The sequence below is a fragment of the Streptomyces murinus genome (assembly GCF_002154555.1).
GTDB classification, from domain to species: Bacteria; Actinomycetota; Actinomycetes; order Streptomycetales; family Streptomycetaceae; genus Streptomyces; species Streptomyces murinus.
In genome coordinates this window covers 1-12,917 of record NZ_MUNF01000218.1, presented here as the reverse complement: position 1 = coordinate 12,917, position 12,917 = coordinate 1, and the positions used below count along the sequence as shown (strand labels likewise).

Sequence of the window (12,917 nt, the reverse complement as noted above, 5' to 3'; positions counted from 1 at the left end):
CTCCACCTGACGGGTGCTGTAGCCGAGCCGGGCGGCCAGGCCCGGCACGCCCTCACGGTCCACGACCCCGTCCGTGATCAACCGCATCGCACGGGCCACCAGATCAGCGCGCTGATTCCACTCCGGGGAACCAGGACTCGTGTCCGGGCGGCAGCGCTTGCAGGCGCGGAACCCGGCCTGCTGACAGGCGGCCGCACTCGGGTAGAACGTCATGTTCGCAGGCTTGGGCGGAACCACAGGACAACTGGGCCGGCAGTAGATCCGGGTGGTCAGCACGGCCGTGTAGAACCACCCGTCGAACCGCGCGTCCTTCGACTGCACGGCACGCACACAATGCTCCCGGTCGAACCGCGTCACTGTCTCCATGACTCCAGGATGACCAGGGCGGGAGCGGCGCGCTGGCGGAAATCCGACACGTAGGCCGGGGTGGCCGCTACCGGGTCCGCTCGCGGAATCCGCCGACCCATTCCGCCGTGGTGCGCAAGCCGCCGAAAGTGTAGAAGTGCACCTTGACCACGCCGTGGCGGGCGGGATCGTACCGTTCGCCGAGCGCGTGCAGAAAGCGGTCGGGGCCCGCCGTGCCCAGCAGGTTGGTCAGCGAGAAGCCGTATTTGCGGGCGACGGAGGCGCTGGTGGTGACGCCGAAGCGGGTGGCGTAGCCGACGAGGCGGCGGATGCCGGCCGGGCCGGGGACGCCGATGCGGACGGGCAGGTCGACGCCCCGGGCGCGGACGGCCGCGAGCCAGTCGAGGACCGGGTCGGCGTCGAAGCCGAACTGGGTGATCACATCGCCGGTGAAGGGGCCTGCGCCGATGGCCGCCGCCTTGTCGGTGAGCGCCGACCACAGCGCGGGGCTGGATATCGCGGGGTGGCCCTCGGGGTAGCCGCTGATGCCGATGTGGCGCACCCCGTAGCGCTCCAGCAGTCCGGTGCGCAGGACGGCGAGGGCGTCCTCGTACGGCCCCTCGGGGCGGGCCGGGTCGCCGCCGACGACGAAGACGTTGTCCGCGGTGCCGTCCTCGGCGAGGCCCGCGAGGAACTCCTCCAGGGCGGCGGACGAGGGCAGCCGCCGGGCGGAGATGTGGGGCACGGGCACGAAGCCGAGCCCCCGGACCGCGCGGGCGGCGGCGAGCCGGGTGGCGTGGTCCTCACCGGCGAGGAAGGTGACGTTGATCCGGGTGCCCTGCGGGATGCTGTCCCGCGCCTCCTCCAGTGCGGGCACGTCCTTGCCGGTCATCTCCAGCGAGAAGTCGTCCAGCAGGTCGGTGCCCACCGCGGCGGGGGCGGTGACGGCGGGGTTCATCGGGCTCCTTGCGGCTCGGGCACGGTGGTGGCTGCCGGCCGGGGGTCCCGGCCCCGGCCGATGATGCCACGCGGCCTCACGCGTGCCGCTCGCGGGCCCCGCGGTGGCCCGCTGCCCGCCGCCGTGGAGTGACGGCCCCGTCACGGCGGGGACGGGGCCGGACCGGTCAGGAGCGGACCGGGGCGGGGGGTGGGGCGGACTGGCCGGTCTGGGCCAGACCCAGGTGCGCGCTGAGCAGATGGGCGTCGAGCAGGCCCACCTCGGCGGTGCGGGCGGCTCGCGCGTAGCCGTTCAGCATGCGCTTGGTGAGGACGAGCGCCTCGGGCGCACGGCGCAGCAGCGGCCTGATCCAGGAGTCGACCGCCGCGTCCAGGCCGTCCCGGGGGGCGACCTTGTGCAGCAGGCCGAGTCGCTGGGCGGCGGCCGCGTCGAAGTTCTCGCCGGTGAGCATGAGTTCCCGGATGTGCGAGACACCGGCCTCGGCGATCAGCCGGCCCATGGCGCCGCCCCAGGCCGGGGGCAGGCCGAGGGCGACCTCGGGCATACGGAAGCGGCAGTCGTCGGCGCCCGCGCGCAGATCGCAGTAGGAGGCGAGGGCGAGTCCCGCGCCGATGACCCGGCCGTGCAGCCGCGCGATGGTGATGGCGTGGGTGTTCTCCAGGGCCTCGCACACCCGCAGCGCCTTGTCGTTCATGCGACGCAGGGCGGTGCCGGTGGGGTCGTGTGCCAGGGCCGTCTGGAACTCGGTGCGCTCGGCGCCCAGGTTGAAGTCGCCGCCCGCCCCGGTCAGCAGCAGGACGCGGATGTCCGGCCGGTCGTGGAGAGCGTGCAGGACGTCGAGGAGATCGTCCAGCAGGGCGACCGTGAAGGTGTTGTCCTCCGGTGTGGCGCCGAGCCGGATCCGCAGCACGGGTCCGTCGAGGTCCGTCTGGATCGCGGTGGTGGCGAAGGGGCGGTGGAGGTCGGCCGGTCCGGCCGTCGCGGGTATGTCGGTCATGCGAGGGTGACGTCCAGGTTCAGCAGTCGTCTGAAGGCCACGCGCGGCGCCCAGGTCGGGCGGCGGACCAGGGTGAGCTGGGGGAAGCGCGTGACCAGCTGATGGAGGAGGGTCTGGGCCTCCAGGCGGGCCAGGGGCGCGCCGAGGCAGTAGTGGATGCCGCCGCTGAAGGCGAGATGGGCCGGCTTGCGGTGCATGTTGAACAGTTCGGGGTCCTCGTGCTTGGCCGGGTCACGGTGGGCCGCGCCGATCAGCAGGTGGACCATCTCGTCCTTGCGGATCTCCACGCCGCCCAGTTCGCAGTCGCGCGAGGAGACGCGGCTGATGACATGGGTGGGCGGGTCGTAGCGCAGCGACTCCTCGACGGCGGCCGACACCAAGTCGGGCTGGACGGTGAGCCGGTCCCACTGGCGGGGATGTTCGAGGAGCAGCAGGGCGGTGGTGGACAGCAGTGTGGTCGTGGTCTCCAAGGCGGCCAGGAGCACGAACAGGGCGAGGAAGTAGACGGCCTCGTCGGCCTTGTCGCGGTCGCTCTCCATGCCGTCCCACAGGGTGATCCAGCGGGAGACCGGGTCGTCGCCCGGGTGCGCGCGCCGCTCGCGGACCAAGTCGGTGAAATAGCCGCGCAGTTCAGTGGTGGCCGCGTCCGACAGTGCCAACTGGCTCGCGGAGGGCAGCAGTTCCTGGGTGAACACCTGGTCGTGGGTGAGCTCGCGCAGCCGGGGGTGGTCGGCGGTGGGCAGGCCCAGCCAGTGTCCTATGACGGCGACCGGCAGTTCCTCGGCGACCAGGTTGTTCAGGTCGGCCTCACCGTCGTGCAGCCGCTCGGCGAGGTTGTCGAGCAGCCTGGTGGTGAACCGCTCTATTATCCCGCGCATCTCGTCCAGCGAGCTGCGGTCGAACATACCGGCCGAGCGGCGCACCCAGGAGTGCTCAGGGGGGTTGAGAGCGGGCAGCGTGCGGCTCATCTCCCGGGAGGAGGGCGCCGTCCAGCGGGTGCCGTCGCCCTGCTGCTCTCGCCAGCGGGCGTCCGGCTCCAGCCAGTCTCTGCTGCGTACGACCTGATCGCAGGCATCAAATCCGGTCACCAGGTGACCGCCCCAGGGCGCGGTGGCCACCGCACCCCGGGAGCGTAGTTCCGCGTAGATCGGAAACGGGTTGGCCTGTCCCTTGGGCGTGCGCAGCCGGGAGAAGAGCGATACGGCGAAGCGTCTGTCGGTGGGCTGAGTGGCGATGGTTTCCACAATGACCCTTTCTGATCTAGACATCAGCCCGCATGCATACCCTCCGCTTCTGACGCATATACAAAATGACTATGCGAGCCGCGGGTTGTTTTCGTCACTCCCCTCGCGTCCACGCCAGGAAGCGGCTGAACAGGCCCGACTTGGGCTTGGCGGCACCACCCATCGCCGGTCGGGGCGTGGCCGTGACCTGGCCCGCGGAGGCGGCCACCGGGGATTCCGTCCTCTGCGCCGCCGTCGGCACCACGATGCGCGGGGTGAAGCGCACCGGCAGCGCCACCAGGGAGCGGCTCCACGGTGCCGGGACCCAGCTGAGGTCCTTGAACGGCATCCGGACCTCGATGTCCGGGAGCCGGTTGAGCAGGGTCTCCACGGCGGTCACCGCGATCACGAACGCCGGGTCCTTGGCGGGGCAGGCGTGCGGGCCCGCGCCGAAGGCCAAATGGGCCTTGGCACTGAGCTGTTCGCGGTGCTCGGCGAGCCGGGGGTCGGTGTTGGCCGCCGCGAAGGAGATCAGCACCGGGTCGTTCGCCTTGACCACCCGGCCGCCCAGCTCCACGTCGTGCGTGGGGTAGTGGGCCGCGTAGTTGGCGATGGGCGCGTAGTTCCACAGGACCTGGGTGACGGCGTCCTCGACCGGCAGGCCCGACTGCCACTCCTCGCCGAGGATCAGCGCGCTCGCGGTGCCGATGGCGGCGGACAGCGGCGTGGTGCCACCGGAGAGCAGGGTGACGAGCTGGTGCAGCATCTCCTCGTCGGACAGCTGCGCCGAGTGCTGCATCAGACGCGTCGTCAGGTCGTCGCCGGGGCTGCGGCGCTTGAGGGCGATCAGCTCGTTCAGCGCCTCGGCCAGCAGCTGGTCGGCGCCGGCACTGCCGGAGAAGATGCCGGTGATGCCCGCGATGACGCGGTCACCGATCTCGGGCGGGCAGCCGAACAGGTCGCTGAAGACGAGCAGCGGCAGCGGCTGGGCGTACTCCGCCATCAGCTCGGCCTGGCCCATGCGCTCGGAGCTGAAGCGGCTGATCAGATAGTCGGCCGAGGCCTGCGTCTGCCGCACCAGCTGGAGCTCGTTGACGCTGGCCAGGGAGTCGGTGACGGCCTGGCGCAGCCGGGCGTGCGCCGCGCCGTCGCTAAACAGCGCGTTGGGGCGGTACGCCAGCATCGGCAGCGCGGGGCTGTCCTCGGGCACCCGGCCCTCGTTCAGCGCGTTCCAGCGCCGCGAGTCGCGGACGAAGGAGGCGGGGTTCTGGAGGATGTAGAGCGCGGCGTCGTAGCTGGTGACCAGCTCGACCTCGACGCCGGGCGCGATGTCCACCGGCGCGCTCGGGCCGAGGCCGCGCAGATGGGCGTAGTGGCCGTCCGGGTCGGAGCCGAACCGGGGGCCGTAGAGCGGGATGTTCCCGTGTGCGGGGCAGCCGGGGGGCGGCTCTATGCCGGGTTGCTGCTGCATGAGCGGGGGGGCTCCTAGTCGATGAGGGAGAGAAGGTGGTGCACGAGGGTGATCAGCGCGTTGGCCGACGACTGCTCGTTGCGGACGTCGCAGGGGACGACGGGGGTGTCCGCGGACAGGTTGAGGGCCTCGCGCACCTCGGAGAGCGGGTAGCCGGGCGTGCCGTCGAAGTGGTTGACACCGATGGCGTACGTCAGGCCGAACCGCTCGACCAGGTCGAGGATGGGGAACGACTCGGACAGCCGCTCGGGGTCGACGAGGACGAGCGCGCCCAGGGCGCCCCGGGACAGCTCCTCCCACATCTCCTTGAAGCGTTCCTGGCCGGGGGTGCCGAAGAGGTACAGCACCACCTCGTCGTTGATGGTCAGACGGCCGAAGTCCATGGCGACCGTCGTGGTGGTCTTGTCGGGGGTGCCCGACAGATCGTCGAAGCCCTCGCTGGCCTCGGTGATCTCTTCTTCGGTCCGCAGCGGCTCGATCTCGGAGATGCTGGCGATGCACGTGGTCTTGCCGACCCCGAAGTGCCCCACCACGAGCACCTTCACCGCCGTACGGACACCTGAATCCAGGTACACGAATCACGCTCCGAATCGGGCTCTGAGGCCGTCGAGCACGGCGTTCAGTACTTCTCGGTCGACACGTTCCGCGCGGGGCACCGGCTTCCGCGCGATGATCAGGTTGCCGTCCTCCATCTCGGCCAGCAGGATCCGGACGACCCCGAGCGGCAGATGGGTGTGGGCGGCCACCTCGGCCACGGACAGGAAACCGTCCATGACCAGGTCCAGAACCTGCCGGGCCTCCGGGGTGAGCGTGCGCACCGTGGTGGCGGCGTGCTCGCTCGCGGACACGAGCGTCGTATGCCCGTAGGCGTGTTCCGGGGGCAGGGACCGCCCGTTCGTGATCACGAAGAACGGGACTAATGCGGAGGTGAGTTCCAGATCCTCGTCGGGCTCGTCACTCACGCGTGGCTCGCCTCCCCGTGCGGGGACAGATAGGCGCCGAGTCTGGGCACCACCCGGTGCAGCCGGGTCGTGAACTCCTCGATGTCGGCGTCGTGCTGGGCCGCGGCGGCGAGGAAGGCGCCCCGCCCGGCCGAGATCAGGAAGATCCAGCCGTGCTGGAACTCGATGACGGTCTGCCGCCAGGACGCGTCCGGCTGGACGCCCGCGAACTGGGCGGTGGCCCGGCTGTAGGCGTGGATGCCGGTCATCGCGGCGGAGATGGTGTCCGCGAGGTCCTGGCTCATGCCCGTGGTGGCGCCGCGGGGAAGGCCGTCGCCGCCCAGCAGTACGGCGTGCTGGGCGCCGCGCACCTCGCTGATCACCTCGTCCAGGTCGGCGATCCGGATGCCGGTGCCGATCTCCCGGTCGGCGCGGGTGCGCCGGTCGCGGGTCCCGGCGTCGTCGGCGTGCACCCGGGGCGGCGAGGTGAGGTTGTTGCCGAGCCGGGCGACGAGCCGGTGCATGCGGAAGGAGATCTGCTGCATGTCGACATCGGGTGCCGCGGCCGCCGCGAGATAGGCGCCCTGTCCGGCCCCGATCAGGAAGATCCAGCCGTGCGAGAACTCGATGATGGTCTGGTTCCACTGCCGGTCCGGGCCGTCCCCGGCGAAGTGGGACGTGGCCCGGCTCAGCGACTGCATGCCCGCCATGGCGGCGGAGATGGTCCGCACGTCCTTCTGCGCCATGCCGTCGGTCGACCCGCGGGGCAAGCCGTCCGCGGACAGCAGGACGGCGTGGCGTGCCTTGGGCACGTTGGCCACGATGTCCTCAAGCATCCACGACAGGTCGCTGATCATGTGTCATCGGACCCTTCGGACGGTGCCGCGGAGAGATTGCGGCCGGAGAGCGTGCCGCGCTGGAAGGCGCCCAGGCTGCGGCCCGCCGCGCGGCCGGCGTCCTCCCCCGCCGCGACGTGCGGCAGACCGACGGTGTCCTGGTCGGGGACGCTGGCTATGGGCACCTGGCGGGCACCGCGCCGGGGCAGTCCGCCCGCGGTGCGCGCCACCGGCTCGGGCCGGGCGGCGGGGGCGCCGGGCTGCTCGACAACGGGCTGGACCTCGTTCACCGGTGCCGTCTCCTCCTCGGTCCACAGCTCCTCGGGCAGCAGCACGACCGCGCGCACACCGCCGTAGCGGGAGACACCGGTCACGTCCACCCGGAACCCGTACTGCTGGGACAGCAGGCCGATCACCGGGAAGCCGAACTTCGGCTGGTTGCCCAGCTGGGACAGCCGGGGGCGGTACTGGCCGGAGAGCAGGGCAGTGGCCTTCTGCCGCTCCTCGTCGTTCATGCCGACGCCCGCGTCGTCGATGACGATGCAGAGGTTCTTCTGCACCCGCTGGAACGTCACCTCGATGGGCGAGCCCTGCTGGGAGAAGCTGGCAGCGTTGTCGAGCAGTTCGGCGACCGCGAGGGCGACGGGCGAGACCGCCGACGCCTTCAGCGCGAAGCCGGTCTGCTGCATGATCTCCACGCGGCGGAAGTTGCGGATCTGGCCCTGGGCGCTGCGCACCACGTCGTAGACGCTGGCGGCGCGGCTGCGGCGGCCCAGCGGGGCGCCGCACATCACGGCGATGCCCTGTGCCTTGCGTGCCATCTGCGCGTTGGCGTGGCCGACCTCCAGGAGGTCGCCGAGGACGGTGTGGCCGCCGTACTTGCGCTGGATCTCCTCCAGCAGCGCCAGCTGTTCGGCGGCGAGGCTCTGGAGGAAGCGCGCGGAACCCTTGAGCACGGCCTTGGTGCTGTCCTCCGCCGCCTCCTCGGCTTCCTGGATGGTCTTGGCGTGGTCGGTCCGGTGCTGGTGGAGCTCTGCTCGTAAAGTGGCGAGCCGGCCGTCGGCCTCGCTCAGTCGCTGGGTCAGTGCGGCTTCGGACCTGTCCTTGTTCGCCGCGATGGCCTTGGCGCGACGACTGAGGACCACGGCCGCGGCGACGCCGAGCGCCGCCACGACAACCAGGCACCAGACAAGTGCGTCTCGAATCATGGAAACCTTTCCTGGCGGTTAGCCTGCGACCGCTGGCGGAAGTGCACCGCACCACCGGTGTGGGACAACCGGTCGCGAACGGGTCGGGCAGGTCACGCGGAGGACCGGACCGAAACCGTTTTCTGCGGTGCCTGAGCCGAGGGGACCAAGGTCACAGACGCGGGGATGCTATCACCCGCTTAGGGGAACCTTTGCCACGCCGAGGCAGGTCAACAAGCCTGCTCACCGCCCGGGTTGCGGTAGTTACGCGCTGCTGCTCCGACAATTCCGGATAGCGGTCCGGCAGTTGCTCGCGAGCGGTGTCAAGGGGGCGTCAGGAGGGCGTGAAGGAGCCGTCGGATCAGCCGATCTGACGGGCGAACACCTCGTACGCGGGGGTGTCGAAGAGCACGAAGCGGATCTCCTCGACGGCCGTCTCCGCGGCGCGGACGGTCTCCAGGGCGATCCGGGCGGCGTCGGCCATGGGCCAGCGGTAGACGCCGGTGGAGATGGCCGGAAACGCCAGGGTGCGGGCGCCGAGCGCGTCGGCGACGCCCAGGGACTCGCGGTAGCAGGAGGCGAGCAGCTCGGAGCGGTCCTCGTCCTCGCTGAAGACCGGTCCGACGGTATGGATCACCCAGCGGGCGTCGAGCCGTCCCGCGGTGGTCGCGACGGCCTGCCCGGTCGGCAGCCCCCGGCCGTAGCGCGCGGCGCGCAGGGCGCGGCACTCGGCGAGGATCTCGGGGCCGCCGCGGCGGTGGATGGCGCCGTCAACACCTCCCCCGCCGAGCAGTGAGGAGTTGGCCGCGTTGACGATCGCGTCGGCGCTCTGGTGGGTGATGTCGCCCTGGACGAGCAGGATGCCGGTCATGTCTGTCTCACTCTCCGCCGGAAGTCGGGTCTGCCTCAGTCTGCGCCGGCGGTCAGGTCTGTCTCAGTCTGCGCCAGACGGCCTTCGCCGCGTTGTGTCCCGACATGCCGTGGACGCCCGGTCCCGGCGGGGTGGCCGAGGAGCAGAGGAAGACGGCCGGGTGGGGGGTGTGGTACGGGAAGAGGGTCGGCCGTGGCCGCAGCAGCAGCTGGAGCCCGGAGGCGGCGCCGCAGGCAATGTCACCGCCCACGTAGTTGGCGTTGCGGGCGGCCATCTCGGCGGGGCCGGCGACGGCGCGGGCGAGGACGCGGTCGCGGAAGCCGGGGGCGAAGCGCTCCAGTTGGCGCTCCATGGCGTCGGTGAGATCCCCGGACCAGCCGTTGGGCACATGGCCGTACGCCCAGAAGACGTGTTTACCGGCGGGGGCGCGGCCGGGGTCGGCCACGCTGGGCTGCACGGTGATCATGAAGGGCTTCTCGGGGGCGCGGCCCTCCCGGGAGGCGGCCCGCAGGGCGGTGTCGATCTCGGCCCGGCTCGCGCCGATCTGGACGGTGCCGGCGACGCGGGCCTCGGGGGCGGTCCAGGGCACCGGGCCGTCCAGCGCGTAGTCGATCTTGAAGACGCTGGGGCCGTAGCGATAGCGGTCGTAGTGGGCGCCGAAACCGGCGATGCGGGCGAGGGCGGCGGGCGAGGTGTCGAAGACGTAGGCGCGCGCGGGCGGCAGGTCGTCCAGGCGTTTGACCTGGTAGTCGGTGTGCACCGCGCCACCGAGGTCGAGGAGGTAGGCGGCCAGCGCGTCCGAGATGGCCTGGGAGCCGCCGCGGGCCACCGGCCAGCCGCGGGCGTGCGCGGCCAGCGCGAAGACCAGGCCGACGGCACCGGTGGCGAACCCGTCCAGCGGGGCCATCACATGGGCGACCAGCCCGGCGAACAGGGCCTTGACCCGCTCGTCCTTGAAGCGGCGCAGCAGCCACGTGGACGGCGGCAGCCCGGCCAGTCCGAAGCGGGCCAGGGTGAGGGGGTCGCGGGGCAGCGCGGTCAGCGGCAGGGACATGAAGTCCGCTACGAGCGTGTCCCAGTGGGCGAGCAGCGGCTCGACCAGTCGTCGGTACGGCCCCGCGTCACGCGGTCCGAAGGAGGCGGCGGTCTCGGCGACCGAGCGGGAGAGCACGGCCGCGGTGCCGTCGGGGAAGGGGTGGGCCATGGGCAGCTCGGCGTGCAGCCATTCGAGGCCGTAGCGCTCCAGGGGCAGGGCGCGGAAGGCGGGCGAGTTGATGCCCAGGGGGTGGGCGGCCGAGCACGGGTCGTGCCGGAAGCCGGGCAGGGTCAGCTCCTCGGTGCGGGCGCCGCCGCCCACGGTGGAGCACGCCTCGAACAGGGCCACGGAGAAGCCCCGCCGGGCCAGTTCCACCGCGGCGGTCAGTCCGTTCGGACCCGCCCCCACCACGACCGCATCGAGCATCGACGGCACCTTCGGACCCCTTCGTCAGCCGATGGCCACTCGGGGTCAGGATATGCCGGGGCACCGACAGCGCGGGGCCGGACGGCAAGCGGGCGGCCGAGGGACCTTGCGGGGCCGGATGTTCAGCGCCCCACCGCGTACCCCTGCATCCCCCGCGGGTTCGCCGCCGCCGACAGGACGCCGGTCTCCGGGTCGCGGGCGACCGCGCACAGCCGGCCCTCGGACCAGGCGGGGCCGAGGGTGAGGTCATGGCCGCGGCGGCGCAGGCCGGCCACCACCGCATCCGGCGTCCGGGACTCGACGGTCACGCTGCCGGGGCGGTGGTCGCGCGGGTAGAAGGAGCTGGGGAAGGCGTCGTTGTGCCAGTTCGGGGCATCGACGGCGCCCTGGAGGTCGAGGCCGCCGCGGACCGGGGCGCGCAGGGCGACGGCGAGGAAGAAGTGCGGCTGCCACTGGTCCTGCTGATCGCCGCCGGGCGTGCCGAACGCCATGACCGGGACGCCGTCGCGCAGCGCGAGGGAGGGGGTGAGGGTGGTGCGGGGGCGGCGGCCGGGGGTGAGGGTGTTCGGCAGGCCCTCCTCCAGCCAGGCCATCTGGAGCCGGGTGCCGAGCGGGAAGCCCAGTTCGGGCACGACGGGGTTGGACTGGAGCCAGCCGCCGCTGGGCGTGGCCGCGATCATGTTGCCCCAGCGGTCGACCACATCGAGGTGGCAGGTGTCGCCCCGGGTGCTCCCGTCGCCGGACAGCCGCGCGAGCGTCGGCTCCCCCACGCCCATCGGGTCGAACCCCTCGTCCGCGAGCGGTGCGGCCGCACGGGCGAGGCCGGGCAGCCGGGGGGTGCGGCCGCCGGGGGCGCCGGGGCGCAGTTCGTACGACGCCTCGCTCCCGATCAGCGCGCGCCGCCCGGCGTTGTACTCGTCCGACAGCAGCTGCGCGAGCGGTACCTCGGCGGCGTCGCCGTACCAGGCCTCCCGGTCGGCCATGGCCAACTTGCAGCCCTCGACGAGGAGATGAATGTAGTCGGCGCTGCCGTACTCGGGCAGTTCCGGTGGCAGCAGGGCGAGTTGCTGGAGGAAGGCGGGGCCCTGGCTCCAGGGTCCGGCCTTGCACACGGTCCAGCCGTTCCAGTCGTAGGACACCGGATCCTCGTACGTCGCCGACCAGTTGGCGAGGTCTGCCGCGTCGAGCATGCCGGTGTGCCGGTCGCCGCTGGTGTCCAGGGTGGGGCGCCGGGACTGCCGTACCAGTGCCTCGGCGATGAAGCCGCCGCGCCACACCTCGCGGGCCGCGTCGATGCGGGCCTCCCGGTTCCCGGCCCGCGCGGTCTCGGCGAGCAGCCGGCGCCAGGTGGCGGCGAGGGCGGGGTTGCGCAGCGGCACACCGGGGCGGGGCGGGCGGCCGTCCGGCAGATACAGCTGTGCCGAGGACGTCCACTCCGTCTCGAACAGGGCCCGGACGCCCTCGACGGTCGCGCCGATGTTCTCCACCGGCGGGTGGCCGTGTTCCGCGTAGCCGATGGCGTATTTCAGTACGTCCTCAAGGGATTTGGTGCCGTGGTCGCGCAGGAGCAGCAGCCAGGCGTCGAAGGCGCCGGGTACGGCGGCGGCGAGGGGGCCGGTGCCGGGGACCAGGTCCAGGCCGAGGTCCCGGTAGCGCGCGGCGGTGGCGGCGGCCGGGGCCACGCCCTGTCCGCACAGCACCCGGACCGTGCCGCCGGCCGGGGCGAGCAGGATCGGCACCTCCCCGGCCGGGCCGTTCAGATGCGGCTCCACGACGTGCAGGACGAAGGCGCCCGCCACGGCCGCGTCGAAGGCGTTGCCGCCGTCCTCCAGCACGGCCATCGCGGACTGTGCGGCCAGCCAGTGGGTGGCGGAGGCCATGCCGAAGGTGCCTTGCAGGGTGGGCCGGGTGGTGAACTGCACGTCTCACCTCGCGCGAGTATGGGCCGGTTCCGGTCGGTCGCCCGATCAGCCGCCAGGCTACCGACGGCTCCGCCTCCCGTCCGCACTCTGCCGAACTCCCAGATGGCGCAGGGCCGATGCGGCCGCTCCCGCCCCGCACATGCCGTGGGCGCCGGGGCCGGGCGGAGTGGCGGCGGAGCAGCAGAAGACGCCGGGCAGGCCGGTGGAGTAGGGGTCGAGGGCGGGGCGGGGGCCGAGAATCAGCTGAGGCACGGTCTTGGCGCCGGTGAGGATGTCGCCGCCCGCGAAGTTGGCGTTGTCGGCGGCGAATCGGGCGGGTGTGGTGGTGCGCAGGCCGAGGACGCGGTCCCGGGTGCCGGGGGCGAAGCGTTCGAGCTGGGCGAGTACGGCCTCGGTGGCGTCGCCGTCGTAGCCGTACGGGACGTGTGCGTAGGCCCAGACCGGGTGGACGTCGCCCACGGAGCGGGTGGGGTCGGCCAGGTACTGCTGGCCGACCAGGACGAAGGGGCGCTCCGGCATCCGTCCCCGGTTCACGTCCCTTTCCGCGCGGGCGATCTCGGCGAGGGTGCCGCCGAGGTGGACGGTGCCGGCCCGGCGGGCGTCCGCGTTCGTCCAGGGCACGCCGCCCGCCACCGCCAGGTCGACCTTGAAGGCACCGGGGCCACGGCGGAAGCGCAGATAGGCGTCGCGGACCCGGGCGGGCA

The 12,917-nt window shown here is 72.3% G+C and carries 12 protein-coding genes and 1 pseudogene; all 13 read right to left on the bottom strand.

Annotation, left to right across the window (positions count from 1 at the left end):
* A partial coding sequence (locus CCN72_RS15165) for an Ada metal-binding domain-containing protein (RefSeq protein WP_143664105.1) occupies window positions 1-366 on the bottom strand: 366 nt, incomplete at its 3' end.
* 67 nt (window positions 367-433) lie between these two features.
* Window positions 434-1,303, bottom strand: coding sequence for a methylenetetrahydrofolate reductase (locus CCN72_RS15160; RefSeq protein ID WP_208638010.1), 870 nt, complete (start codon window positions 1,301-1,303; stop codon window positions 434-436).
* 166 nt (window positions 1,304-1,469) lie between these two features.
* On the bottom strand, window positions 1,470-2,300 hold the full coding sequence (locus CCN72_RS15155; RefSeq protein ID WP_086807978.1) for an enoyl-CoA hydratase/isomerase family protein: 831 nt from the start codon (window positions 2,298-2,300) through the stop codon (window positions 1,470-1,472).
* A complete protein-coding gene (locus tag CCN72_RS15150) occupies window positions 2,297-3,568 on the bottom strand; it encodes a cytochrome P450 (RefSeq protein WP_086807977.1) in 1,272 nt (423 codons plus the stop codon). Before CCN72_RS15150 ends, CCN72_RS15155 begins: the two co-directional genes overlap by 4 nt.
* Window positions 3,569-3,638: 70 nt before the next feature.
* Complete coding sequence (locus CCN72_RS15145) at window positions 3,639-4,994, bottom strand: cytochrome P450 family protein (RefSeq protein WP_086807976.1); 1,356 nt, start codon at window positions 4,992-4,994, stop codon at window positions 3,639-3,641.
* Window positions 4,995-5,008: 14 nt separating this feature from the next.
* On the bottom strand, window positions 5,009-5,569 hold the full coding sequence (locus tag CCN72_RS15140) for a GTP-binding protein (RefSeq protein ID WP_037659561.1): 561 nt from the start codon (window positions 5,567-5,569) through the stop codon (window positions 5,009-5,011).
* A gap of 3 nt (window positions 5,570-5,572) precedes the next feature.
* A complete protein-coding gene (locus CCN72_RS15135) occupies window positions 5,573-5,956 on the bottom strand; it encodes a DUF742 domain-containing protein (protein WP_085567397.1) in 384 nt (127 codons plus the stop codon).
* Complete coding sequence (locus CCN72_RS15130) at window positions 5,953-6,792, bottom strand: roadblock/LC7 domain-containing protein (protein ID WP_237553375.1); 840 nt, start codon at window positions 6,790-6,792, stop codon at window positions 5,953-5,955. Before CCN72_RS15130 ends, CCN72_RS15135 begins: the two co-directional genes overlap by 4 nt.
* Complete coding sequence (locus CCN72_RS15125; RefSeq protein WP_085567396.1) at window positions 6,789-7,979, bottom strand: ATP-binding protein; 1,191 nt, start codon at window positions 7,977-7,979, stop codon at window positions 6,789-6,791. Before CCN72_RS15125 ends, CCN72_RS15130 begins: the two co-directional genes overlap by 4 nt.
* 340 nt (window positions 7,980-8,319) lie before the next feature.
* Window positions 8,320-8,829: an O-acetyl-ADP-ribose deacetylase gene (locus tag CCN72_RS15120; protein ID WP_086807975.1), complete on the bottom strand. Its 510-nt coding sequence runs from the start codon at window positions 8,827-8,829 to the stop codon at window positions 8,320-8,322.
* Between the two features lie 52 nt (window positions 8,830-8,881).
* Entirely contained in the window at window positions 8,882-10,300 is a 1,419-nt protein-coding gene (locus tag CCN72_RS15115) for a phytoene desaturase family protein (protein ID WP_086807974.1), read from the bottom strand.
* Between the two features lie 113 nt (window positions 10,301-10,413).
* Window positions 10,414-12,213, bottom strand: a complete 1,800-nt coding sequence (locus tag CCN72_RS15110; RefSeq protein ID WP_086807973.1) for a gamma-glutamyltransferase family protein — start codon at window positions 12,211-12,213, stop codon at window positions 10,414-10,416.
* Between the two features lie 57 nt (window positions 12,214-12,270).
* Window positions 12,271-12,917, bottom strand: a pseudogene (locus CCN72_RS15105) (NAD(P)/FAD-dependent oxidoreductase); the annotation flags it as partial.